Genomic DNA, 25,208 nt, shown 5'->3' on the forward strand with positions numbered 1-25,208 from the left:
GCCTCCATTTCTGCTTCTATTATGGAAGCTGCCTGAGAGTTATTGTAGTTTTTTTGATAAAGTATTCGATAAATATTCTGGACCTCTCTAATTTTTTCAGCAGCAAAACCTCTTCGTCTCAGGCCTACAGAATTAATTCCAACATAGGAAAGGGGCTCACGTGCAGCTTTCACATAAGGTGGTACATCTTTTCTTACCAAAGACCCCCCAGTTACAAAGGCATGGTTTCCTATGGATACAAATTGATGTACCGCTACCATACCGGCCAACACCACATTTTCTCCAATAGTTACATGGCCCGCTAAGGTTGAATTGTTACTGAAAATGCAGCCATCGCCAATAAAACAATCATGGGCGACATGGCAATAGGCCATGATCAAACAGTTGTTTCCTATAACCGTTTTCATACGATCTGCTGTACCTTTATTAATGGTAGCACATTCTCTAATAGTAGTATTGTTGCCAATATGGACCGTAGTTTCTTCTCCTTGGTATTTTAAATCTTGAGGCATGGCAGAAATAACAGCACCAGGGAAAATATTACAATTTTTACCAATGCGTGCACCTTCCATAATAGTTACATTGGAACCAATCCATGTACCCTCACCAATGGTTACATTATTATGTATGGTGGTAAAAGGCTCTATCACCACATTTTTGGCAATTTTAGCACCTGGGTGCACATATGCTAATGGCTGATTCATTTAGACTCCGTGTTTTTTGTTTTTACTATCTGTGCCATGAGTTCAGCCTCAGACACCAATTTACCATTGGCATAAGCATAGGCCTGCATATGACAAATTCCACGTCTTATGGGCGAAATTAAATCACATTTAAATATTAAGGTGTCCCCAGGAACCACTTGCTGCTTAAACTTCACGTTATCAATCTTCATAAAGAAGGTGAGGTAATTTTCCGGGTCAGGAACTGTGCTCAAAACCAAGATGCCTCCTGTCTGGGCCATTGCTTCAACCTGAAGCACACCGGGCATTACAGGTGCACCAGGAAAGTGACCAACAAAAAATGGTTCGTTCATGGTAACATTCTTCACCCCTACTACATGAGTATCGGAAAGCTCCAATATCTTATCGACCAATAAAAAGGGTGATCTATGTGGTAACATTTTCATGATTTGCGTAACATCCATTAACGGTGTTTGGTGCAAATCATAACTGGGAACCTTGTTGCGCTTTTCTATTTTAATGATTTTGGAAAGCTTCTTCGCAAACTGTGTATTTACATAATGCCCTGGCTTATTGGCGATTACCTTCCCCCTTATCCTGGTACCTGCAAGTGCTAAATCGCCAACAACATCTAGCAGTTTATGTCGTGCTGCTTCATTTGGATAATGGAGCGTAAGGTTATCCAATATTCCATTAGGCTTAACCGATAGCTTTTCCTTTTTAAAGGCTTTTTCCAATTTTTTCATTGTGGATTCGGATATTTCCTTGTCCACATATACGATAGCGTTATTTAGGTCACCTCCTTTAATCAATCCGTGCTCCAACAACATTTCAAGTTCATGTAAGAAACTAAAGGTTCGAGCATCAGCTATTTCTGTTTTGAAATCGGATATTTTTTCCAAAGTGGCATTTTGTGTTCCCAAAACCTTGGTGCCAAAATCCACCATAGTGGTAATCTGATAATGATCCGATGGAATCACGGTGATTTCACTTCCTGTGGCCTCATCCTTATATGATATCACATCTTTAACCACATATTCCTCACGCTCCTGTTCTTGCTCCAGGATACCTGCCTTTTCTAGAGCTTCCACAAAGAACTTGGAAGAACCGTCCATAATTGGAGGCTCTGGAGAGTTCAATTCTATAAGAACGTTATCAATGTCCAAACCAACCAAAGCAGCAAGAACATGCTCAGAAGTTTGGATTTTCACTCCATTCTTCTCCAGATTTGTACCTCTTTGGGTATTTATCACATAGTTGGCGTCGGCCTCTATAATGGGCTCGCCTTCAAGATCTACTCTTTTAAAAGCAAATCCGTGATTTTCTTTTGCAGGAACGAATGTCATGGTTACGTTCTCACCTGTATGTAACCCTACTCCTTCTAGCGTTACTTTTTCTTTTATGGTGCGTTGCTTAGTGCTAGTTTTGTTCACCTTCAACTTTTTTTTCTATGTTGGTGATTGTATTTACCAGTTTTGGTAAATTTTTAAAATGTACGTAAGATTTATTATAGTCACCATAGTTTAAAGCTGGTGACCCTTGAAGGACTTCATCGTCCTTTACATTCCTTCCTATTCCAGATTGCGCCTGGATCCTAACCCTGTCCCCAATGGTAATGTGGCCTACAATCCCCACTTGTCCTCCAATAAGGCAATGCTTACCTATTTTGGTTGAGCCTGCAATTCCAGTTTGGGCCGCAATGGCGGTATGCTCTCCAATCTCAACGTTATGGGCTATTTGAATCTGATTATCCAGTTTCACACCCTTTCTTAGTACCGTTGATCCCAGGGTTGCCCTGTCAATTGTGGTGCCAGCACCAACATCAACATTTTCCTCCAAAATCACATTCCCTGTTTGCGGCACCTTACTGTATTCCCCATTGGAGTTTGGTGTAAATCCAAAACCATCTGCTCCTATTATGGCTCCGCTATGGATGACACAGCCATTTCCTATGATGGATTCAGAATAAATTTTAGCTCCTGCAAAAATGAGCACATTGTCGCCAATGGTTACATTATCTCCTATATATACATTAGGATATACCTTGACATCTTTTCCAATCCGTACATTATCTCCCAAATATGAAAATGCCCCAAGGTAAAATCCTTCACCGTATTCCGCACTTTCTGCAACAAAAGAAGGGCTTTCTATACCTACCTTATTGTTCTTTACCTGATTGTAATATTCCAGTAACTTGGAAAAGGACTTATAGGCATCATCAACTTTTATCAAGGTCGTAGACAAGGTCTGTTCTGGAGTGAAATCCTTGTTCACTATAGTGATGGAAGCTTTTGTAGAATATATGTACGAGGTGTATTTAGGGTTTGCCAAAAAGGTAAGGGAACCTTTTTCGCCCTCTTCAATTTTAGACAATTTATGCACAGCAATTTGAGGATTTCCCTCAACTTCTCCCTCTAAAATTCCGGCAATTTGGGTGGCTGTAAATTTCATTGCTGCAAAAGTAACAAAATTTGTTAAACAGGTTCTTTAGGGTAACAGCTATAATATTTGGTGACAGTTTTGGAGAGTGCCTTTAGGCTGAGTTGGTCAGATTCTTTGAGGACATCGGTGACTTTGCCGTTCTTTTTAAGGATACTTAGTGCTTGACGTTCATTATCATAAGCCTTATTGGAAATTGTTCCATGGAATACAAAATACGAAGCTTCAGCCTGCGAAATATTATGTTGTTGCATAAAGCTACTCCGTTTTTCCTCAAGCTTTTGGGCAGTAATCGGTTTGTTCTTGATTTTTACATGCAGCAATTCCCGGTTCAGTAGCATCTTACATATGTTTGAAAGCACAAAATCATCTTGATATTGCCATGATTTCAGTGCACCCAACACATCAATATCATCCAATCTTACAAATTTTTGCAAAATCCCAGAATCAAAAGACATTGCCTTGTTTTGCTCAAGGAAGAACAACAATGCTTGACTTCCCGGTAATTCAAATCCAGACAATAAGAGTTCACGAGCTCGTGTCATGGCTCGGATAAGTAACTGCTCAGCGACCAATCCCGTTTTATGTAGGTACACTTGCCAATACATAAATCTTCGCGCCATCAGAAATTTTTCAACCGCATATATACCTTTCTCCTCAACTACCAAATGCCCATCAACAACATTAAGCATAGAAATTAGTCTTTCGGAATTGATGTTTCCTTCAGTAACACCAGAATAGAAACTGTCCCTTTTTAAATAATCCAGCCGATCCATATCCAACTGGCTTGAAACCAGTTGATTCATAAAAGGTCGCGGATATTCCCCTTTAAAAATAGAAATAGCCGTACTCATTTGACCATTGAACTCTTTGTTCAAATGGTTCATAATTTCCAAGGAAAGATATTCGTGATTTAAATCAGGGATAATAAAGCCCTCGAGTGCATGTGAAAATGGTCCATGCCCTATATCATGCAACAAAATTGAACAAAGTAAGCCAGTTTCTTCCTCTTGGCTAATATCCACATTTTTCCATCTAAGAATCTGTATGGCCTTGGTCATCAGATGCATTGCGCCAAGCGCATGGTGGAATCTTGTATGATGGGCGCCAGGATACACCAAAAAGGACATACCCATTTGGGAGATTCTTCTTAACCTTTGAAAATAGGGATGGGCTATCAGGTTAAAAATAAGTTCATTTGGAGTTCCAATAAAACCGTAAATTGGATCGTTAAAGACTTTGAGCTTATTGGTTTGCGCCAAGGAAGTTTGTTTTAATTCTGCAAAGATAACTACTATATGAACAAGATCACAATTCTGTGGGTCGATGATGAAATCGACCTTTTAAAACCTCACATCCTATTCCTAGAAAAAAAAGACTATAAAGTAGTTACCAGTCAAAGTGGCCAAGATGCTTTAGAGGAAATCAAGAATACCTTTTTCGATATTGTTTTTTTAGATGAGAACATGCCCGGTATTTCTGGTCTGGAAACATTGAACGAAATAAAGAAACATGATGCTTCCATTCCCGTTGTCATGATCACCAAAAGTGAAGAGGAGTATATTATGGATGAGGCGATTGGTTCCAAAATTGCCGATTATTTGATCAAGCCAGTAAATCCAAACCAAATCTTGTTGTCTTTAAAAAAGAGTCTTGACAACTCTCGTTTGGTTTCTGAGAAAACCACTTCCAACTACCAGCAGGAGTTTCGAAAAATTGCCATGGATCTATCCATGGTCAATAGCTGTGATGAATGGGCAGAGTTGTATAAAAAACTTATTTATTGGGAACTACAGTTAGAAGAAATTGAAGATTCCGGAATGTTTGAGATTTTGGAATCGCAAAAGGTGGAGGCCAATTCCCAATTCAGCAAGTTTGTGGACAAAAATTACAGCGATTGGTTTCAAGACGATGATGGCCCAATTATGTCCCATACCTTGTTCAGAAATAAAATCCAACCCGAGCTGGAGGGAAACAAAACTTTATTGGTAGTTATTGATAATTTAAGGTATGATCAGTGGTTGGCATTCGAGGAGACCTTATCCGTGCACTATAAGAAAAAACAAGAATCCTCATATTATAGCATCCTTCCTACTGCTACTCAATATGCAAGGAATGCCATTTTTTCAGGCTTAACACCTTTGGATATGGAAAAACAATATCCAGATTGGTGGAAAAACGATACCGATGAAGGCGGGAAGAATCTTTTTGAAGCCGAATTTCTTGGAGCACAGTTAAAAAGGTTGGGATTGAATTTAAAATGGGAATACCATAAAATAAGTAACCTAAGACAGGGCAAACAACTGGCACAAAATTTTAAATCACAAAAGGAAAATGACCTTACGGTTTTGGTCTACAATTTTGTAGACATGTTATCACATTCCAAAACCGAGATGGAAGTAATAAAGGAATTGGCTGCTAATGATAAGGCGTACCGATCTCTCACGCTAAGTTGGTTTAAAAATTCACCCTTGCTGGACATCATCCAGCAAGCTCAGAACTTAGGCATGAAATTGATTTTGACCACAGACCATGGTACCATTAACGTAAAACAACCCTCTAAAGTCATTGGGGATCGTGAGACAAGCCTTAACCTCAGGTATAAAACAGGAAGAAGCCTCACTTATGAAAACAAAGATGTGTTGGCTACCAAAAACCCACAAAGCATACATTTGCCCAATATTAATTTAAGCAGCTGTTTTATTTTTGCAAAGAATGACCTCTTCTTCGCCTACCCCAATAATTACAACCACTATGTTGGCTACTATAGGAACACTTATCAACATGGAGGGGTATCGCTTGAAGAAATGATTGTTCCATTTGTAGTGTTGGATGCAAAATAAGTAATACTTGAAATGACTTTTCAGCTTAATGAACTCAATAAGGCTGTCGACAGGATTCTTGAATTTGTCGGCCCAGAAAAAACCATTTGCTTTTATGGGCAAATGGGAGCCGGTAAGACTACTTTGATCAAAGCACTCGTAAAAGAATTGGGAGGAACCGACCAAGGAAGCAGTCCAACTTTTGGATTGGTCAACGAATATCATGACCAAAATGGAAAACTTCTGGCCTATCATTTTGATTTTTACAGGATTGAAAATGAAATGCAGGCTTTGGATATTGGATTGGAAGATTATCTTTATTCCAACACCTGGAAATTTATAGAATGGCCTGAGAAAATAGAATCGCTGCTGCCCCAAGAAGCTGTCTCCGTTTACTTACACTTTATCGATGAAAACACTCGTTCAATCGAGTTTAGTGCTGAATGAATTTAATTACATCTATCTTTTTAGAAGTTTCGATGAACTGCAAATTACTCGACAAAAAGCTTTTATTTTAGGATGAAATGCAAATTTTGTCGATGAAATGCATTGTAGGTGCGTAATTTTTCCTACATTTGTTATTGAAATGAATTCATTTATTAACCAAAAACTCTTTTACGATGAACACTAAAAGACTATTTTTTGGAGTATTGGCTGTTGCTTTCTTGGCAATGACTGCGGTTTCTACCAATGTTGTTGACTTTGATGAGGACCAAACGGTAAGCATCGAGAAAAAAAAGCTTAAAGCCCAAATTTAAAAACACTTTGTTTTTGACACCCCCTACTAAAAGGGGGTTTTTTTTATGCAATAAATTTCGGTCTTAGGAGTTAAGACTAATATGAAAGCTAAATTAAAAATAAGGAAACGATTAGTCATCGAAGGATTAATCACTTTATTTATTGCTGTATCACCCATTCTATTTTATTCTTATAAATATAGTCCAAACGAAACCAAAACCCTCGATTTTCTTTTGTTCGAAATAGATTCTAACGGATTTGATGATGCGAGGACTTTTTATTGGTATTTTTTATCAAAATTTGTACCACTTGCTTTATTGATTGTTTGGTTCGTGACCAACAAACAATGGTGGTACCATGCAATATTAATACCTATAGCTATGTACAGTTTTCAGTTGTACAGTGTTATTACTTATGAGTCTGGTAATGTAGATGAAAATGAAATCTTTTATGTTGTTGCTGTTACAATGGTTGTAGTACCCATTGTGTATTTCATTAGGGTCAAATTGGTGGATAAGCATGTACATGGAATAGATTTAGATGCTATGGACACTGAACTTCGCATCCTAAAGGAAAAAGAAGAACTCCGTAAAGAGCGTGAGAAACTGGAACAACGCCAGCAGACCCTTGCAAAAAAAATGTAAATTTGTTGCCATACCTTAGAGGTAACCAACAGATGTACATTGTATGAATCAACCATCCTCTCCTTTTAGTAAACAACAGCTTTTACCTCAAGAAGAAACTTTAGAAATCCTAAAGCAAAAAGGAGAACTTTTCATTGGTCTTCCCAAGGAAAATCAATATCAAGAAAAACGTATCTGCCTTACTCCAGATGCGGTGAATGCCATTACTGCTCATGGCCACAGAGTTCTCATTGAGTCAGGAGCTGGTGAAGGGGCTAATTTTTCAGATAAAGATTATATCGATGCAGGTGGAGAAATAACCCGAGATACTAAAAAAGTATTTTCTTGTCCACTAATTCTTAAAGTGGAGCCCCCCACCCTATCTGAAATTGATTTACTTAATCCGCAGACCACGATTATATCGGCATTGCAGATTAAAACCCAGAGTAAGGAATACTTTGAGGCCATGGCGAAAAAAAGGTTGACCGCAATAGCTTTTGAATATATCCGGGATGAAGATGGAAAATACCCTGCCGTACGTTCTCTAAGTGAAATTGCCGGGATTTCTTCCATACTTATCGCTTCTGAATTGATGGCAACAACCAACAAAGGAAACGGATTGATGTTCGGCAATATTAGTGGAGTTCCCCCAGTAGAAGTGGTAATTATTGGAGCTGGAACGGTTGGCGAATTTGCCGCACGTTCCGCATTGGGACTTGGGGCCAACATTAAAGTATTCGACAATTCCATTACAAAGTTGCGAAACATTCAGACGAATCTAAACCAAACAGTATACACCTCTACCATACAACCCAAAAATTTATTGAAAGCACTCAAACGATGTGATGTGGCCATTGGCGCAACACGTGGAAAAGATCGTTCTCCAATTGTAGTCTCCAGTACTATGGTAGAGAACATGAAAAAAGGAGCTGTAATCATAGATGTCAGTATTGATATGGGGGGCTGCTTTGAAACTTCAGAGGTGACCAGCCATGACAAACCCACTATAGAAAAGTTTGAGGTTATCCATTATGGAGTACCCAATATCCCATCACGGTATCCACGTACCTCTTCCATTTCCATTAGTAATATTTTCACTCCTTACCTTTTAAAACTGGGAGAAGATGGTGGTCTGGAACATTCACTACGTTTTGACAAAGGACTTCGGAACGGACTATATATGTACCATGGTATTTTGACCAACAAATCGGTTGGGGATTGGTTTGGGCTTACTTACAACGATATTAACTTTCTTATTTTTTAACAGCAAATGGCATTTTTACGACGCTTGGGATGGTATCTTGTTGGACTATCCATTGGAATTGTGTTTCTAGTATTTTTTCTTAAAAAGAAATCCGGTGAAAACGGAATTGAGTTTTGCTACTTTCCTAATTGTAGGGTTTTAAAGGACATGCGCTCCAAGCCTATAGTTTTCTCTGAAGAATTCAATCAAGAAAAAGATACACTTTTGATAAAGTCCTTTTTGAATGATGGTGATATCGACTTTGGTAATAGCAACACCAAGTCCGAGCCTTGTAAAACATACCTAATCAACCATGCGATCAAAAACAAGGAATTGGTTTTAAATGCCCAAAATTGTACTGATAAAATTGTAATACTATCCTTGAAAGAAAACTAAAGGTCCAACTTCCTTCTTTCCTTTTCTTTCTTCAACAATAAAAGTTCACGCGTGGTTTGTCCTGCCACCGAAGTGTTTTCTTCAGCACGACGAATAAGATAAGGCATTACATCTTTCACAGGACCATATGGAACATACTTAGCTGCATTGTATTCTTGGGCCGTAAGGTTAAAAGTAATATGGTCGCTCATGCCATATAGTTGTCCAAACCAGATATTGGAGTCTGAAGGATTGAGTTTGTTTTTTTTCATTAGAGCGATTAGCTTTAAAGTACTTGCTTCATTATGGGTGCCGGCAAAAATGGACATCCTTTCCAAGTTTTCCATCATAAAACTGATAGCAGCATCAAAATTTTCATCCGTAGCTTTTTTTGATACACATATTGGGCTTTTATACCCATGCTCTTTGGCTCTTTCATTTTCTTTTTCCATGTACGCGCCCCGTACAACCTTTAACCCTATCTTGAAGTTTTCCAAAGCAGCAATCTCATTTAAGTTCTTAAGATAATCCAAGCGGTCCCAACGATACATTTGCAAGGTGTTGAAGACAACAGGTTTTTTCCTATTGTATTTGCGCATCATGTCCAGCACAATATTATCTGCTGCATCCTGCATCCAACTTTCTTCAGCATCTATGAGTAAGGCTACGCCAAGATCGTGTGCTTTTTTGCAAACCTGGTCATACCGATTCACTATCCGTTGCCATTCTTCAGACTCCACTTTATCCAAGTTTTTGCCGGCAGTTACTTTTTCATAGAGTTCAAAACGGCCAAATCCTGTTGGCTTGAACACAGCAAATGGAATGGCATCCTTTTCTTTCACAAAATCCAACACCTCCAATGTTTTTTGCAAAGCAAAATCAAATTGGTCCTCTACCTCTTTACCTTCCACGGAATAATCTAAAATGGAACATACCCTCTTTTCATACATTTTATCAATAATGGGTATACAGTCTTCCTCATTTACACCGCCACAAAAGTGATCAAATACCGTAGCCCTGATCAAACCTTCAATGGGTAAATGTGCCTTAATTGCAAAATTGGTTACAGCGGTGCCAATTTTGACCAGCGGCTCGTTGGCGATAAGTTTGAAAAGAAAGTAAGCACGCTCTAGCTCAGAATCTGTTTTAAGTTGAAATGCAATTGCAGTATTCTCAAAATCCGGGTTCATTATTATGAATCTATTAACGATTCAAATATAAGTAGGTAATCTAGAACAATATCTATAAAAATAGTCTTTATTTTGCAGTGCAAATTGAGACTATGGAGTCCATAAAATCACAATCTTACGAAGTACACTTGGAAGAATTGGCAGAAGCTGCTCTTAAACAGCACATTGCAAAAAGTAACTATTCCAAAGTGTTTGTTTTGGTAGATGAGAACACCAAGAAATACTGCTTACCCTCGTTTAAAAACAAACTGGGACATCCCATTGACAATATATTTGAGATCATATCGGGTGAAGAGCATAAAAACATTAATACATGCTCTCAAGTATGGCAGTTGTTATCTGATCACGATGGTGACCGTAAAAGTCTTTTAATAAATCTTGGGGGTGGAGTCCTTACCGATTTGGGTGGTTTTGTTGCTTCTACTTTTAAACGCGGTATTGATTTCATAAACATCCCCACTACACTCCTATCCATGGTAGACGCGTCCATTGGAGGTAAAACAGGTGTTGATCTGGGCGCTTTGAAAAATCAAATCGGGGTCATTAATCAACCGCAAATGGTACTTATATTTCCTGAATATTTAAAAACCTTGGAGGATAGACAAATTAAAAGCGGTTTTGCTGAAATGTTGAAGCACGGGCTTATCCAAGATGCTGACTACTGGAAAGCTTTAAAAGATTCGGATGATTATGCTAATGCCCAATGCATTAAAAAATCAATTGCCATTAAAAACGATGTGGTAACCCAGGACCCAACTGAACAAGGTCTAAGAAAAATATTAAATTTTGGACATACGCTTGGGCATGCGATTGAATCGTACTGCTTAGAGCATGAAGAAAGACCTACTTTGCTTCATGGTGAAGCCATAGCCATAGGTATGATTTTGGAGGGCTACCTTTCCCATGAACTAAAAGGTTTGTCCAAATTATCTCTGGAAGAGATAAAGCGCACGTTCCTAAAATATTTTGCTCCTGTAGATTTTAGCCAGGAAGACATCAATGCCATTCTTGAACTTTTAAAGTATGACAAAAAGAATTCGCACGGAAATGTGAATTTTGTATTGCTCCAGGCTATTGGTAAGGCCATTGCCGATGTAAAAGTTCCCGAGAATCTTTTTCATAAAGCGTTTGCTTACTACAAAGAATGACAAATACGTATACTAAATTTTACAGTTTACAACTCTTTCCATTTATCAGATTCAAAAATGTATAGCTTAGGATAGGAAACCAAAAACCTATCCACCATGAAAAGAATATTAATAGATTACAAAAAACTGGACCACAAAGTTGCTGCAGTTTTGATTGATTCCTATCCGTACGGCTATGGGGATGAAGATATCATAACCCTAAAAAAACCAAACGGGGAAATTGTTGAAGCCGTGGAAGTTAAAACGGATGATACCGTTTACCTGGTAAAAATCAGCAAGAGTCTTTCGAGGTTTATTTCCAATTTCGAAGAAAATATTGAGAAGGAACTGGATAAAAATGCGGTTAATGAAGCCATTTCAAGCGTTGAAGGTGAACAACCTATCAATCCAGAAATGGAATCTGACACAGAAACTGAAACCGATAGCCTATACTAAATAATTACTATATTCAATCTATTACAGGTAACGTTCACGCACAATTCTTAGATGATGGGCCTGATGCCCACATATAATGAATCCCATTGCCCTTGCACTCATGTTTGCGCCGCTGGCCATACCAACCCGCTTTAGAGCTTCATCACCAAATGATCTAAACAGGCTTAGCGTAGATTCCCTTACGGTTTTATATTCTTCAATAATATCTTGTTTTTTTCTTGCTCCAGCATTGGACTGTGGAACATAGATGTCCTGATCAAACCCAGCTAAAGCTGTCTTGTCGTTTCTTCCAAACCGTAACGCTCTATATTGGAATACCCTTTCCGCATCAATGACATGCAAAACCAGTTCCGCCAAAGTCCATTTACCTTCGGCATATGAATAGGTCAATTTGTTATCTGGTACATCTTCCAGAAAGGAAACGAATTCATCTCTTCCATTTTCCAGTTCTGTAATCAAGTTATTTTTTCCAACGGAAAGGATGTAGTTATGGTAAAAGGGAGCATACTCCGAAGTAAGGAGGTCAGAAACCAGCATAATGAAATAAGATTATATATTAGAGCTCGTTGAAAATAGTATGCATCAGACGTTTTTTGTCATTGATGCTCTCCTCCAAAGATATCATAGTTTCCGTTCTGCTTATACCATCAATGTCATCTATTTTGAAAATGATGTTCTTGGCATGCGTAGTATCTCGGGCCCTGATTTTACAAAAAATATTGAACTTACCCGTAGTAATATGAGCAACGGTAACATATGGAATCTGATTTAACCGCTCCAAAACAAACTTGGTCTGATGCGTTTTTTCCAAAAAGATACCTACATAAGCGATGAAGGAGTATCCTAATTTAACATAGTCCAACGTTAGCGAAGAACCTTTGATAATACCGGATTCTTCCATTTTTTTTACCCTAACATGAACTGTACCGGCAGAAATCAATAATTTTTTAGCAATATCCGTGAACGGTGTACGGGTATTGTCAATTAACATATCTAATATCTGGTGGTCGATTTCATCTAATTTTACTTTGCTCATTGTACTGATATTTTCAGCAAAATTAGTTAATTAAGAAATTATATGTAATAAAAAAGCATTTTTTTTAAATAAAATGTAACAATTTCATAAAAACACCTTTTTATTCTTTGATATTGTTCACTTGTTGGAGAATTTCCTTTTGGGTAGATAAAAACTTAAAGTCCTCCTGTTTAGAGCAATCATAAAGCTTGTGTCCGTAACTGTCTTTTAGTAAACCTATATCCGCAACCTCAGGTTGAAACAAAATTGAATTGTCTTTCAGTACCTCTTTAAATCGGATTCCAATATTACGCTGTGGGTTCAGTTTCGGATTCAAAATTTGCGGGTTTCTTATCAATATATCATAGAAGAGTTTCTGGTTCTCTGGAATTTCAAAATAATCCTCTGTTCTGAAATCTTCAATTTGATTTTGTGTGATGACCCTCAGACTCTCTACAAGCGCATGAAAAATAAACTCCCTGGTCCTTTCCCTTTCATAATCGTCCGGATAATGTCCTGCTTCAAAAAGTATGGTGGGAACACCAGCCATTTGAAAGGAATCTCCAACACAATTATCGTTAAAGCCATCATCGTACCTCCCAACTTGATTTGGAATCAAAGTCTGTAGCTTTTGGTTCATGGAAACTATCAACTTCATCGCTGTTTCCCGAGTTGGGGTTAGCTCACGATTTTCATCACTTGCCGGGGATAAAAACGAAACTGTGGCAGGTTTATCTGTTTGTCCAACGCTAAAAAGAGTGCGTTGATCATGGAGATTAAAACAAAAATTGGGCCTGAACTCCTCAAAAAGCTTTCTAAGAATTTTACTTTCTGGTTGGGTAAGTTGTTTGGCATCTCTATTTAAATCAATATCATTCGCATTTACCCTGGTATAGTTTTTTGCACCATCCGGATTTAGGATCGGAACAATCAAAAGCGTACAGCTTTCAAGAATTGCAGTAGTCAGCGAATCATCAGAGTTTAAGAAGTTGACCAAATCCGCAACTGCTTTTGTTGTAGTGGATTCGTTCCCGTGCATCTGGGACCACATCAAAACACGTTTTTCACCACTTCCGGCGGTAATAGCAAAAACTGTTTCACCATTTACAGATTCACCAATATCCTGAAGATTAAAATTCGAAATCTTTTTCAACCACTCCTTTTTTAGAGTTTCACAGGTAACATATCTGCCAAAAACAGATTCCTCTTTTACTACAGAATAATCAATCACGATTGTACAATCTAGAATTCAAGGTTACAAAAGTAAATCATCCAAACGTTACATTTGTAAACAGAAAATATACTCAAACTGGTACATCTGTAATCAATTCCAATGCTTATGTTCACAAATATCCCGTTTTATGTCATATCCTATTTATAAAATTTATAATTACACATTAAAATACTATTAATCAATATTTTAAATACAGTTATCTAACTTATAGATTTACATTTTAATAATCATGTGTCAATATATTGTTTTGTTTCATAGAAGCACAAGTACTACCTTTAAACACCATTAAGCACAATTGTGAACGAAGATGTGATACAACGAATCCGCACCATTATAAGCCATTATGGACTTAGCGTATCCTCCTTTGCCGATAAGATTGGCGTACAGCGTTCCAGCATCTCCCACTTGCTAAACGGAAGAAACAAACCAAGTTTGGATTTTGTACTTAAAGTGATTCAGACTTACCCAGAAGTAAATCTTTATTGGCTGTTGAACGGTAAGGGAGAATTCCCATCAATTGAAAAGGCAGGTCCCACCCCTATTAACACAAATATTGATATTCAGGAAACACATACTTCTTCTTCCAATGCCCCACATCACCCGATTAATTCTTCTGCAAAAGGTGAACCTGTCAGAATCGTAATTTTTTATGCGGATGGGACTTTTGACTCTTTCGACGCAAAAAAACAGAAAGCTACTTAGTTACCTCATTACTTTCCCTTTACTTTGCAATCATGTTGAAACGATTATTTTTTACGATTCCTGTATCAGTTTTTTTTGCATGTGCAGAACCTCCGCAACGTGATTGTGGAAACTTTAAAACTGGAGAGTTTTCATTTACCTCGGTTATTGATGGAGAAGAAAAAACAACCACCTTCAAACGAACTACGGAAATGGAAGTGGATTTTTTTGAAGGAAAGCGTGACACCTCTTCCATACGATGGATCAATGATTGCGAATACATTTTAAGGAACAGAAATCCTAAAAATAAGGCCGAGGAAAAATCAATTCATATAAAAATATTGACAACAACGGATTCTTCTTATACATTTGAATATAACGCCATTGGCGATAAACGTAAATTTAAAGGAACCGCTTTCAAAATACACTAACCATGTTTGAAATTTTTACCAGCCCAGATGCCTGGATGGCATTACTGACCCTCACATTTTTAGAAATTATTTTAGGGATAGACAATATCATCTTTATATCTATTGCTGCGGGAAAGCTTGAAAAGAAAGATAGAAAAAAGGCAACAAACTTAGGTTTGGTGCTTGCAATGGCCATGCGGATTCTGCTTCTCTTTGGAATAACATGGCTCACCAAAATGAAAAAACCATTTTTGGTGTTGGACGAATCATGGATAACTGGAGGAATCAGCTGGCAAGCTGTTATTCTGTTCTTGGGCGGCTTGTTTCTTTTATATAAAAGCACCAAGGAAATCCATGAAAAAATTGAGGACAGGGGGCATGATGAAAGAGAGGTGACCAAATCACGCTCTTCTTCATTGACCAACGCCATTGTTCAAATTACCGTAATCAACATTGTCTTTTCTTTTGACTCCATTTTGACTGCCATTGGGATGACCAACGGAATTTCTCCCAACCCAACGGACGCCCTTATTTTAATGATTACTGCTGTAGTGATTTCCGTTGTCATCATGATGTTGTTCGCAAACCCTGTAGGGGAATTCGTGAACCGGCACCCCTCAGTACAAGTACTGGGATTGTCATTTCTTATACTAATTGGGTTTATGTTGATTGCCGAAGCAGCACATCTATCCCACTTGATAGTGTTTGATAATGAAGTGGGAGCAATTCCAAAAGGGTATCTCTACTTTGCTATTTCATTCTCGTTGATGGTCGAATTTTTTGACCTCAGAATGCAAAAGAACAAGAAAAAAGGTCAGGAAATTACAGAAGAATAAGCTTTAGTTAGGTCGCTGGTACAATAGCTCAGGATGATGCTCCTTATGCTCTCGGCTAAGTCTCTGCTGTTGTTTAACAGTAAGAGTACTGCCATCATGGCTCCATCCCGGAGGACCAAAAATGTACATAAGTTTATGGGATAGCTTTTTGGATTTTTTCACATCCTTCCATATATCCTTGAACTCATGGGTAAGAATTACAACCGGATTGTACGATTCTGGCGAGTGAATCACCCCGTATTTGACCTCGATATCATCATCCAACTCTTTCCAGGTCCCAAACATTTTATCAAAAATGTTTAAGAAGCCTCCATGGTTTTTGTCCAGATATTCCACATTCTGGGCGTGGTGCACCTGATGCATTGTATGGGTATTGAATATTTTTTCGATGAACCCCATTTTTGGAATGTAAACAGAATGTAATTGGAATTGCCAGAGCGCTTCTATGCCCAGACATACAACTACCATTTCTGGTGGGAAACCAATAGCAGGCAGCCACATATAAAATAAAGGTTTGTACAAAATGGTAAACCAGCCGTTGCGCACGGCAGTACCTAAATTATAATTGTCCGAAGAGTGATGTACGATATGGGCAGCCCACAAAATCCGTATCTCATGATTGGCCCTATGGAACCAATAGTAGGTGAAATCATCTGCTAGCTGACATAACAGCCATACATACCAGGCATAACCAAAAGACTCATAACCCAAAAGGTTTTGCCTAACCCCATTCACCAAGGGATTGCAGAGCTCATAAACCGATTCGAAAAGTACAATTGCAAATATTACCTTGAACAAAGGCCCTAAAAGTGCAGAGCCTACCCCCATAAAACCACTGGCCGCTAAATCCTTCCAATTGTACAGATGGTCGTCCCCGTGTGTTTTACTATAAGTAAGTTCAACTAAAATAAAGGCAATAAAAACTGGTACGCCATATACCAGCGGGTTAGTAAAATCCATACGAGGGAATTAGCTTGTTGGTTCGGTGTAACTTATTTCGCCAAAATAGGCAGAATAATGCATTAAAACAAAGTAGGTTGATCAGAACCTTCATCTTTTGAGTCCTGATTATCCCCTAAAACATCTATCCTTTCTTCGTCAACCACTTCTATCTCTTCTGGGACGGGCTCTTTAGGCTCTTCAAAAGGCAGAGGTTCCAATACGTTAATATTTTTGACTTTTTCAGAAGTGAGCTGATTTCCTACAGCCCTAATTCCTTTTACTGATATAAAATTTTCAATATCAACCTGTTGATTCGGTTTTGCGTCCTTCCCCCTTGGCTTTGGAAACTCAATTTCGATGACCGGTCTCCAATCTGTAGACACCAATTCAAGATGGGATTTTGGATGTTCAGAGATGACCAATTCCTCTTTACCAGGATTCTCAATCAAAAACCGCTTGATATAGTATCGTTCTTTTTCACCTTCGTAATGAACCACGGAAATAGGCTTCTTCGGATTCCATTTTTCCAATACGATCATGTCATCATTAAAACGGGTAAGAAGATCTGGCGGAATGGTTTTCACTTTTCCCTTCTGATCTATGACCAACAAAAGATCTTCTCCCTTAAAATCACCCAAGAGCTCCCCTCTTCCATCTACATTTAATCGGCTCACAATATCGTCAAACCAAATTTTTCTGGGTTTAAGTGTGGATACGCCTTTCTCTTTCAGTTCGATGCGCTTCACCGCATATTTGGTGACCAAATTCCCTTTGGAAGCTCTACCCTTGATCAAAACATCGGCAAAGTCCAAATCCCATTTCAACTTCTTGATACTTCCTGATTGCCTCAACAAAACTGTTATGACTTCCGCTTCCCCATTCGGGTTCGCTGAAAAGTAGAGTACATCCGCAGAAGGTTTCCCGCCTGCTAAATGATATATTTTGTCTCGAGTTATACTGGTTACATTAAACCTTTTGATGTAGCTTGGACCACCTCTACCATCTTTATAGATCATATTATAAGTGGTACGATTGTCCTTCTTTTTAAAGACCGCTACATGCGTGATATTCTTGCCAATAAAGATTTTGGAATCCACCTTGGTGACCATCATCTCCCCTTTTTGGGTAAAAACAATAATGTCATCTATATCGCTGCAATCCGTAACATACTCATCCCTTCGTAAAGAAGTTCCAATAAAGCCTTCTTCCCGATTTACATAGAGCTTGGTATTTCGGATAACCACTTTAGTGGCCTCAATATCATCAAAGATTTTAATCTCAGATTTCCGTTCCCGACCTTTACCGTATTTCTTTTTAAGTTCCTTAAAGTAATCTATGGCATAATCCACCAAATGTGCCAGATGATGTTTGGTCTGTGCAATACGCTCATCCAAACTTTCAATAAGCTGTTGAGCTTTTTCCAAATCGAATTTGGAAATCCGCTTAATCCGGATTTCAGTCAAACGAACTATATCTTCTTCGGTAACCGCTCTTTTTAAGTTTTGTGTGTGCGGCTTAAGTCCTTTGTCTATAGCAGCAATTACACCTTCCCAAGTTTCCTCCTCCTCAATATCCCGATAAATTCGATTTTCGATAAAAATGCGCTCCAAAGAAGCAAAGTGCCACTGTTCTTCCAGTTCCCCCAGTTGTATTTCAAGTTCTGCTTTTAGCAGTTCAACCGTATAATCCGTGGAACGTTCCAGCATTTCACGCACTCCAATGAACAATGGCTTGTTGTCCTCAATGATACAGCCCAAAGGAGATATGGATGATTCGCATGCCGTAAAGGCATATAATGCATCTATCGTTTTATCTGGAGAAATGCCACTTGGTAAATGCACCAAAATTTCAACATCTGCTGCGGTATTGTCCTCAATCTTCTTGATCTTTATTTTACCCTTATCGTTGGCTTTAAGAATAGAATCTATTAAAGAAGAAGTATTGGTTCCGTAGGGTATTTCATTAATTACCAAGGTGTTTTTGTCCAAGGTTGAAATCTTTGCGCGCACCCTGACCTTACCGCCACGCATACCCTCATTATAGTTGGTCACATCTATAATTCCCGCAGTTGGAAAATCTGGAAACAATTTAAAACGCTGCCCTTTCAAATGCTTTATGGAAGCATCTATTAATTCATTAAAATTATGGGGCAAAATCTTCGTGGATAGACCAACAGCGATTCCTTCAGCCCCTTGAGCTAGCAGTAAAGGGAACTTAACAGGAAGATTGACAGGTTCTTTTTTACGTCCATCATAGGATAGCTGCCATTCCGTAATTTTTGGACTATAAACAACCTCTAGCCCAAATTTTGAAAGTCTTGCCTCTATATATCTTGAAGCAGCAGCACTATCACCGGTAAGAATATTTCCCCAGTTACCTTGGGTATCAATAAGAAGGTCCTTCTGCCCTATCTGCACCATGGCATCAGCAATACTTGCGTCGCCGTGAGGATGGTACTGCATGGTATGTCCAACAACATTGGCCACTTTATTGTACCTGCCATCGTCCAATTCCTTGAGCGCATGCATTATTCTGCGCTGCACGGGCTTAAAACCATCTTCAATTGCAGGAACTGCACGTTCTAAAATAACATAAGAGGCATAGTCTAAAAACCAATCCTTATACATTCCCGTAACCTTGGTAAGGCTATCTTGGGAACTGTCTTGGTTTTCTAAACCTTCATCATTCAATGCTTCGTTCTCTTCCATCTAGAAGGGATTCATTTAGTTGGTTTATAGTTAGTTTTCTTCTACTAAATCAAGTTCTACTTTAAGGTTTTTTATTATAAATTCCTGACGGTCTGGAGTGTTTTTCCCCATATAAAACTTCAGTAAACTATCAATACTCATGGCTTTATCCAACATCACCGGCTCCAATCGAATGTCATCCCCAATAAAATGCTTAAACTCATCCGGAGAAATTTCACCCAATCCCTTAAATCTTGTTATTTCTGGTTTTCCCGTAAGTTTTTGAATCGCATTTCTTCTTTCCTCTTCACTATAACAGTAAATGGTTTCCTTTTTATTCCGAACTCTAAAAAGTGGGGTTTGAAGGATGTAAAGATGATTTTCTTTTATCAGTTCAGGGAAAAACTGCAAAAAGAATGTAATCAGCAACAACCGTATATGCATCCCATCCACATCGGCGTCTGTTGCAATTACAATGTTATTGTATCGCAGATCTTCCATGGATTCTTCTATGTTCAAGGCTGCTTGCAAAAGATTGAATTCCTCATTTTCATACACAATCTTTTTGGACATTCCGTAAGAATTCAAAGGCTTACCGCGCAAACTGAACACTGCTTGGGTATTTACATCCCTAGATTTGGTGATAGATCCTGAGGCTGAATCCCCTTCTGTTATAAACAGTGTGGATTCCAATCTCCTGTCCTTCTTCATATCCTGAAGGTGAACTCGGCAATCACGCAGTTTTTTATTGTGCAAGCTTGCTTTTTTGGCACGGTCGCGTGCTAACTTCCGAATCCCAGAGAGTTCCTTGCGTTCTTTCTCAGCCTGAACAATTTTACGTTGGAGTGCATCGGCAGTCTCTTGGTTTTTGTGCAGATAATTATCAAGATATTTCCCAATAAAATCATTGATGTATGTCCTAACCGTGGGAAGTTTTCCACCCATATCCGTGGAACCCAGTTTGGTCTTGGTCTGACTCTCAAATACCGGTTCCATTACTTTAATGGAAATGGCTGAAATTATTGATTTTCTGATATCTGAAGCGTCATAATTCTTCCCATAATAATCCCTAACGGTCTTAACAATGGCTTCCCTAAAAGCCGCCTGATGCGTACCCCCTTGAGTAGTATGCTGTCCGTTGACAAAAGAATGGTATTCTTCGCTGTACTGCGTTTTACTGTGGGTCAAAGCCACTTCAATATCATCACCTTTTAAGTGAATTATTGGATACAGAAAATCTTCTTCATTGTTATTGTCCTCCAATAAATCCTTTAATCCATTCTCTGAATGGAACTTTTCACCATTAAAGACTATAGTTAGTCCAGGGTTTAGGTAAACGTAGTTTTTGAGCATGCGTTCCACATACTCATTGCGATATTTGAACTTTTTGAAAATTGATTCGTCGGGGACAAAACTAACCTTGGTCCCTCTTCTACGGGAGGTTTCTTCCAAAAGTTCCTCATTGACCAAATCCCCCGTTTGAAACTCTGCAGATTTCGATTTTCCATCTCTGGTTGATTCTACTTTGAAATATGTAGAAAGTGCATTCACCGCCTTGGTCCCTACCCCATTCAATCCAACTGATTTCTTAAATGCACGGGTATCGTATTTACCTCCAGTGTTCATTTTGGAAACCACATCCACCACTTTCCCCAGCGGTATGCCCCTTCCATAATCCCGAACATTCACGGTATTTTCCTTGATGCTGATTTCGATGGTCTTACCTGCACCCATGACAAACTCATCGATACAGTTATCGATGACCTCCTTAAGAAGAATGTAGATACCATCATCTGCGGAAGAGCCGTCACCCAATTTACCAATATACATTCCGGGACGCATACGAATATGCTCCTTCCAATCCAGTGAACGAATGTTATCCTCTGTATACTGGGTTTCTGCCATAAGAAAAGGGTTAATCCTCGCTAATATAAAATTTAGCCGCAAAAATAAAAGTGAAGCGAGCAGAAAGTAATCAACAAAAGCTGTTGATATACCTAGATGTGCTGAGGTTCAGGCCTAAACATTAAACCTGAAATGCATTACATCACCATCTTTAACCACATATTCCTTGCCTTCAACGCGCATCTTTCCGGCTTCTTTGACTTTAGCCTCATTACCGTACTGCACATAATCATCAAAGGAAATGACTTCGGCACGAATAAATCCTTTTTCAAAATCAGTATGGATAACGCCAGCTGCCTGCGGAGCAGTTGCCCCAACGGGAATGGTCCAGGCCCTTACCTCTTTTTCTCCCGCTGTGAAATAGGTTTCCAAATCCAGTAATTTGTACGCACCACGAATCAATTTGGCCGAACCTGGTTCCGACAACCCTAAATCCTCAAGGAACAGTTGACGCTCTTCATAAGTTTCCAGTTCGGTAATATCTGCTTCGGTACCAACCGCCAAGAAAATCACCTCCGCATTTTCATTGGCCACGGCTGCTTTTACTTTTTCCACATAGGTATTTCCTTCCGTTGCAGCTTCTTCATCCACATTACAGACATACATTACAGGTTTGTCCGTGATCAACTGCAAAGGTTTTACAAATTCAGCATGGTCATCCTTACCTACTTCAATTGCTCTCACTGATTTCCCAGCTTCCAGACCTTCTTTTAACGTGCTTAGAACCGCTGCTTCTTTTTGAGCATCTTTATTTCCTGTTTTGGCGGCGCGCTTTACTTTGTCAAGCTTCTTTTCAACACTCTCCAAATCTTTTAACTGGAGTTCCATATCAATGGTTTCCTTGTCCCTAATTGGGTCAATTGAACCATCTACATGTACAATATTGTCATTGTCAAAGCAACGTAATACATGAAGAATTGCATCTGTTTCACGAATATTCCCCAAAAACTGGTTTCCCAATCCTTCTCCCTTGCTGGCCCCTTTTACCAATCCTGCAATATCCACAATCTCCACAGTGGCCGGAATCACACGTTCAGGGTTTACCAGTTCTTCCAATTTTTCCAATCTGGTATCCGGTACGTTCACAACACCAATGTTGGGCTCAATGGTACAAAACGGAAAATTGGCGCTCTGCGCCTTAGCATTGGATAAACAATTGAACAATGTTGATTTTCCCACGTTTGGCAATCCTACAATACCAGCTTTCATCTATTCATGTTTTTTTCAGGCTGCAAATATAAGTTGAAGTTTTGTATGGGAGTATATGTTTGATGGTACTAAAAACCTTTTAGGAGCATATAGATTCCCAAAACCACCACGGATACAATTCCTAAAATGGCGATAACCGAAAGAATACACCCTATCTGCTTCCAAAAACCATTGTATTCCTTCTCTTTTTCTTCCATAAAATTTGAAATTGTCTTGATTCGCCAAAAGTAAAAAGAAATGGGCAGGTAGTTAATTTTTCAAAATGGAATAAAACAAAAATCGGTGAGAAGTTTATAGCTTTGATAAATGACGAAAGTAGTAATCCAAGGTATTCTGTTTGATGAAAAGTCTTCTTACCTAAAGGGGCCAAGTTTGGCTCCTCCCCTAATTAGAAAAGCATATCACAGCAATTCTGCCAATTATTATGCAGAGAATGGAGTTTTGATAACTCCTGAATTGTTTCTGGAAAAGGGAGATCACGAAATTGAAGAGTATTTTGAAATAAACAAGGTAACTCTCAAAAATTTAGAAGCCGGAAAACCTCTATTAACCTTGGGCGGGGATCATTCCATAACTTTCCCTGTTATCCAGGTGTTTCATGCTGTGTATGGAAAGGTGGATATTTTGCATATTGATGCGCACAGCGACCTTTATAAGGATTTTGAAGGTGATAGGTTCTCCCATGCATGCCCTTTTTACAACATCATGGAAAATGGGCTTGCGGAAAATTTATACCAAGTAGGTATCCGAACATTGAATGAAGAGCAACGGGTTAATGCAAAAAAGTTCGGCGTAACAATCAATGAAATGAAAGATTTTCAGTCTTTTACAATGCCCAGATTTGAAAATCCGCTTTACCTTTCCGTTGATATGGATGCATTGGATCCTGCTTTTGCACCTGGAGTTTCACATCATGAACCTGGGGGGTTAAGTACCCGACAACTTATTGAAATCATTCAAAAAATAGATGTTCCTCTAGTTGGTGCAGATATAGTTGAATATAATCCAACAAGAGACATTAACGACATGACCGCCATGGTCTGCGCAAAATTGTTCAAGGAAATGGTGTCAAAAATGATGTAAGACTATCCGTCTGGGTGCATGAATTTCTGTTTTCCAAGAAGTTCCTCCTCGGATTCTACCCTATCTTCATCAGGCACGCAACAGTCTACAGGACATACCGCTGCACATTGGGGCTCTTCATGAAAGCCCATGCATTCGGTACACTTATCAGGAGCTATGTAATAAATTTCATCGCTTACGGGAACCTGAACTTCATCGGCATTCACCGCCTTCCCATCAGGAAGCACAACATCCCCAGTCAAAGAAGTACCATCACTATACCGCCACTCATCCGCTCCTTCATAGATTGCTGTATTTGGGCACTCAGGCTCGCAAGCTCCACAATTAATACATTCGTCTGTTATAATAATTGCCATAATTTTCTTTTCCTTATAGCTGAATCAATTCAGCATGCTTAATTTTGCGCAAAAATAAACCCTACTAATTTAGTGTACAAATATAATGAGCAGGTATATCTCAACATTAGAAGCTTTTGTTAAACTTGGAAGTTTTCTTCGTGATTTTTGCGAAAATCATAATGATAATACTTCTGATAAATACAACAAGCTCAAGGACATACTAATTAGGGCGGAACAACAAAACGGGTGGTTTACCTACGAGAACCTAATTTTTTCCTTGGAACAATGGGCAAACCAACTCACCAATAAAAACCTTACGGATTGGGTATCCAATTATTCGATAGATCATGAAAAACCTCCAAAAGTCGTTGGTATTGTCATGGCCGGCAATATACCTATGGTGGGCTTTCATGATTTTTTATGCGTGTTATTGACCGGGAATAAGGTTTTGGCAAAGTTGTCCTCAAATGATACCGTATTGCTGCCTTTTTTGGCCGATTGCCTAATGCAATATGAACCAAGTCTTGCCGATAAAATACAGTTCGTAGAAGGTAAATTTGAGCATTTTGATGCCGTGATAGCTACGGGCAGCAATAACACCAGTCGTTATTTTGAATATTATTTTGGCAAGAAACCCAATATCATTCGAAAGAATAGAAATGCCATAGCCATTATTACAGGAGAAGAGTCCGATGACGAATTACAGGCCCTTGGTGGGGATATTTTCAAATATTTTGGATTGGGCTGCAGAAATGTCTCAAAAATCTACGTGCCTTCGAATTATGATTTTAACCAATTCTTCAATGCAATTTTTAAATACCAAGATATTATCCATCAAAATAAATACGCCAATAATTATGATTACAATAAAGCAGTGTATTTAATGAGCGAATTCAAAATTTTGGATAATGGATTCCTCATTTTGAAGGAAGATAGCAGTTTTGCCTCCCCAATTGCCTCTTTGTTCTACGAGCAATACGATTCCGCCAAAACATTAAGGCAACAGCTAAAAGAGCGGAAAGAAGACATTCAATGTATTGTCTCTAAAGGAATGTTTGCTGAAGAAGTTGCTTTTGGTGAAACCCAAAAACCAAAGTTGAGCGACTATGCAGATGGTATGGACACCCTAAAATTTCTTTTGGAACTATAGCACAAAAGGACTGTTTTTTGAT

Annotated in this window: 27 protein-coding genes; 13 read left to right on the forward strand and 14 right to left on the reverse strand. The window is 38.7% G+C overall.

From position 1 onward, the window contains the following. The 4 genes from lpxA to ACOQO1_RS02500 all read right to left on the reverse strand — a co-directional run. Positions 1-704, reverse strand: a 704-nt coding sequence (lpxA, locus tag ACOQO1_RS02485; protein ID WP_420601281.1) for an acyl-ACP--UDP-N-acetylglucosamine O-acyltransferase, incomplete at its 3' end; no start/stop codon positions are given. Continuing rightward, complete coding sequence (locus tag ACOQO1_RS02490) at positions 701-2,116, reverse strand: bifunctional UDP-3-O-[3-hydroxymyristoyl] N-acetylglucosamine deacetylase/3-hydroxyacyl-ACP dehydratase (RefSeq protein WP_420601282.1); 1,416 nt, start codon at positions 2,114-2,116, stop codon at positions 701-703. The genes ACOQO1_RS02490 and lpxA, both read right to left, overlap by 4 nt. After that, positions 2,103-3,134: a UDP-3-O-(3-hydroxymyristoyl)glucosamine N-acyltransferase gene (gene lpxD, locus ACOQO1_RS02495; protein WP_420601283.1), complete on the reverse strand. Its 1,032-nt coding sequence runs from the start codon at positions 3,132-3,134 to the stop codon at positions 2,103-2,105. The genes ACOQO1_RS02490 and lpxD overlap by 14 nt, the downstream gene beginning before the upstream one ends. 23 nt (positions 3,135-3,157) lie before the next feature. Beyond that, a complete protein-coding gene (locus ACOQO1_RS02500) occupies positions 3,158-4,384 on the reverse strand; it encodes an HD domain-containing protein (RefSeq protein WP_420601284.1) in 1,227 nt (408 codons plus the stop codon). A gap of 36 nt (positions 4,385-4,420) precedes the next feature. On the opposite strand from ACOQO1_RS02500, the gene ACOQO1_RS02505 reads away from it, so the two are divergent. The 6 genes from ACOQO1_RS02505 to ACOQO1_RS02530 all read left to right on the forward strand — a co-directional run bounded on the left by ACOQO1_RS02505 (position 4,421) and on the right by ACOQO1_RS02530 (position 8,944). Further along, positions 4,421-5,965, forward strand: a complete 1,545-nt coding sequence (locus ACOQO1_RS02505) for a PglZ domain-containing protein (RefSeq protein WP_420601285.1) — start codon at positions 4,421-4,423, stop codon at positions 5,963-5,965. Positions 5,966-5,977: 12 nt separating this feature from the next. Then, on the forward strand, positions 5,978-6,391 hold the full coding sequence (gene tsaE / locus ACOQO1_RS02510; RefSeq protein WP_420601286.1) for a tRNA (adenosine(37)-N6)-threonylcarbamoyltransferase complex ATPase subunit type 1 TsaE: 414 nt from the start codon (positions 5,978-5,980) through the stop codon (positions 6,389-6,391). Between the two features lie 173 nt (positions 6,392-6,564). Continuing rightward, entirely contained in the window at positions 6,565-6,702 is a 138-nt protein-coding gene (locus ACOQO1_RS02515) for a hypothetical protein (RefSeq protein WP_420601287.1), read from the forward strand. An 81-nt stretch (positions 6,703-6,783) separates the two neighbouring features. After that, positions 6,784-7,326: a hypothetical protein gene (locus ACOQO1_RS02520; protein ID WP_420601288.1), complete on the forward strand. Its 543-nt coding sequence runs from the start codon at positions 6,784-6,786 to the stop codon at positions 7,324-7,326. A 43-nt stretch (positions 7,327-7,369) separates the two neighbouring features. Further along, positions 7,370-8,569, forward strand: coding sequence for an alanine dehydrogenase (locus ACOQO1_RS02525; RefSeq protein WP_420601289.1), 1,200 nt, complete (start codon positions 7,370-7,372; stop codon positions 8,567-8,569). Positions 8,570-8,575: 6 nt separating this feature from the next. Then, a complete protein-coding gene (locus ACOQO1_RS02530) occupies positions 8,576-8,944 on the forward strand; it encodes a DUF4258 domain-containing protein (protein ID WP_420601290.1) in 369 nt (122 codons plus the stop codon). Here the strand turns inward: ACOQO1_RS02530 and ACOQO1_RS02535 are convergent. Beyond that, on the reverse strand, positions 8,941-10,113 hold the full coding sequence (locus ACOQO1_RS02535) for a proline dehydrogenase family protein (protein ID WP_420601291.1): 1,173 nt from the start codon (positions 10,111-10,113) through the stop codon (positions 8,941-8,943). The two genes, ACOQO1_RS02530 and ACOQO1_RS02535, sit on opposite strands and share 4 nt — an antisense overlap. Positions 10,114-10,205: 92 nt before the next feature. Between ACOQO1_RS02535 and aroB the strand changes: the two genes are divergently transcribed. Together aroB and ACOQO1_RS02545 are read left to right on the forward strand one after the other, a co-directional pair. Beyond that, positions 10,206-11,261 (forward strand): 3-dehydroquinate synthase, encoded by a 1,056-nt coding sequence (gene aroB / locus ACOQO1_RS02540; RefSeq protein WP_420601292.1) that lies wholly within the window; start codon positions 10,206-10,208, stop codon positions 11,259-11,261. A gap of 96 nt (positions 11,262-11,357) precedes the next feature. Further along, positions 11,358-11,696: a hypothetical protein gene (locus ACOQO1_RS02545; protein ID WP_420601293.1), complete on the forward strand. Its 339-nt coding sequence runs from the start codon at positions 11,358-11,360 to the stop codon at positions 11,694-11,696. A 21-nt stretch (positions 11,697-11,717) separates the two neighbouring features. Here ACOQO1_RS02545 and ACOQO1_RS02550 read toward each other — a convergent pair whose 3' ends face one another. The 3 genes from ACOQO1_RS02550 to ACOQO1_RS02560 form a co-directional block, all read right to left on the reverse strand. Beyond that, positions 11,718-12,233, reverse strand: a complete 516-nt coding sequence (locus tag ACOQO1_RS02550; protein WP_420601294.1) for a DinB family protein — start codon at positions 12,231-12,233, stop codon at positions 11,718-11,720. 19 nt (positions 12,234-12,252) lie between these two features. Beyond that, positions 12,253-12,732 carry an Lrp/AsnC family transcriptional regulator gene (locus ACOQO1_RS02555; RefSeq protein WP_073176813.1) on the reverse strand — a complete coding sequence of 160 codons (480 nt, stop codon included), beginning with the start codon at positions 12,730-12,732 and terminating at the stop codon, positions 12,253-12,255. A 100-nt stretch (positions 12,733-12,832) separates the two neighbouring features. Then, positions 12,833-13,942 (reverse strand): M14 family metallopeptidase, encoded by a 1,110-nt coding sequence (locus ACOQO1_RS02560; RefSeq protein ID WP_420601295.1) that lies wholly within the window; start codon positions 13,940-13,942, stop codon positions 12,833-12,835. 297 nt (positions 13,943-14,239) lie between these two features. Between ACOQO1_RS02560 and ACOQO1_RS02565 the strand changes: the two genes are divergently transcribed. From ACOQO1_RS02565 to ACOQO1_RS02575, 3 genes are read left to right on the forward strand one after another with little or no spacing between them, the layout of a single operon-like run. After that, a complete protein-coding gene (locus tag ACOQO1_RS02565) occupies positions 14,240-14,647 on the forward strand; it encodes a helix-turn-helix domain-containing protein (RefSeq protein ID WP_420601474.1) in 408 nt (135 codons plus the stop codon). A gap of 32 nt (positions 14,648-14,679) precedes the next feature. Next, on the forward strand, positions 14,680-15,057 hold the full coding sequence (locus ACOQO1_RS02570; RefSeq protein ID WP_420601296.1) for a DNA topoisomerase IV: 378 nt from the start codon (positions 14,680-14,682) through the stop codon (positions 15,055-15,057). A gap of 2 nt (positions 15,058-15,059) precedes the next feature. Beyond that, on the forward strand, positions 15,060-15,872 hold the full coding sequence (locus tag ACOQO1_RS02575; RefSeq protein ID WP_420601297.1) for a TerC family protein: 813 nt from the start codon (positions 15,060-15,062) through the stop codon (positions 15,870-15,872). 3 nt (positions 15,873-15,875) lie between these two features. Here the strand turns inward: ACOQO1_RS02575 and ACOQO1_RS02580 are convergent, their stop codons facing one another. From ACOQO1_RS02580 to ACOQO1_RS02600, 5 genes are all read right to left on the reverse strand, one after another. Beyond that, complete coding sequence (locus ACOQO1_RS02580; protein WP_420601298.1) at positions 15,876-16,832, reverse strand: sterol desaturase family protein; 957 nt, start codon at positions 16,830-16,832, stop codon at positions 15,876-15,878. Between the two features lie 62 nt (positions 16,833-16,894). After that, positions 16,895-19,522: a DNA gyrase/topoisomerase IV subunit A gene (locus tag ACOQO1_RS02585; protein ID WP_420601299.1), complete on the reverse strand. Its 2,628-nt coding sequence runs from the start codon at positions 19,520-19,522 to the stop codon at positions 16,895-16,897. 30 nt (positions 19,523-19,552) lie between these two features. Continuing rightward, positions 19,553-21,406 carry a DNA topoisomerase IV subunit B gene (locus ACOQO1_RS02590; protein ID WP_420601300.1) on the reverse strand — a complete coding sequence of 618 codons (1,854 nt, stop codon included), beginning with the start codon at positions 21,404-21,406 and terminating at the stop codon, positions 19,553-19,555. A gap of 114 nt (positions 21,407-21,520) precedes the next feature. Next, a complete protein-coding gene (ychF, locus tag ACOQO1_RS02595) occupies positions 21,521-22,615 on the reverse strand; it encodes a redox-regulated ATPase YchF (protein ID WP_420601301.1) in 1,095 nt (364 codons plus the stop codon). 68 nt (positions 22,616-22,683) lie between these two features. Beyond that, positions 22,684-22,812: a hypothetical protein gene (locus ACOQO1_RS02600; RefSeq protein ID WP_420601302.1), complete on the reverse strand. Its 129-nt coding sequence runs from the start codon at positions 22,810-22,812 to the stop codon at positions 22,684-22,686. A gap of 109 nt (positions 22,813-22,921) precedes the next feature. On the opposite strand from ACOQO1_RS02600, the gene speB reads away from it, so the two are divergent. Continuing rightward, a complete protein-coding gene (gene speB / locus ACOQO1_RS02605) occupies positions 22,922-23,698 on the forward strand; it encodes an agmatinase (RefSeq protein WP_420601303.1) in 777 nt (258 codons plus the stop codon). A gap of 2 nt (positions 23,699-23,700) precedes the next feature. Here speB and ACOQO1_RS02610 read toward each other — a convergent pair whose 3' ends face one another. Beyond that, positions 23,701-24,054, reverse strand: a complete 354-nt coding sequence (locus ACOQO1_RS02610) for a 4Fe-4S dicluster domain-containing protein (RefSeq protein ID WP_420601304.1) — start codon at positions 24,052-24,054, stop codon at positions 23,701-23,703. A gap of 85 nt (positions 24,055-24,139) precedes the next feature. Between ACOQO1_RS02610 and ACOQO1_RS02615 the strand changes: the two genes are divergently transcribed. Then, entirely contained in the window at positions 24,140-25,186 is a 1,047-nt protein-coding gene (locus ACOQO1_RS02615; protein WP_420601305.1) for an acyl-CoA reductase, read from the forward strand. The last annotated feature ends 22 nt before the right edge of the window (positions 25,187-25,208 follow it).

Source organism: Flagellimonas sp. (genome assembly GCF_965222555.1).
In the GTDB taxonomy this organism is placed as follows: Bacteria; Bacteroidota; Bacteroidia; order Flavobacteriales; family Flavobacteriaceae; genus Flagellimonas.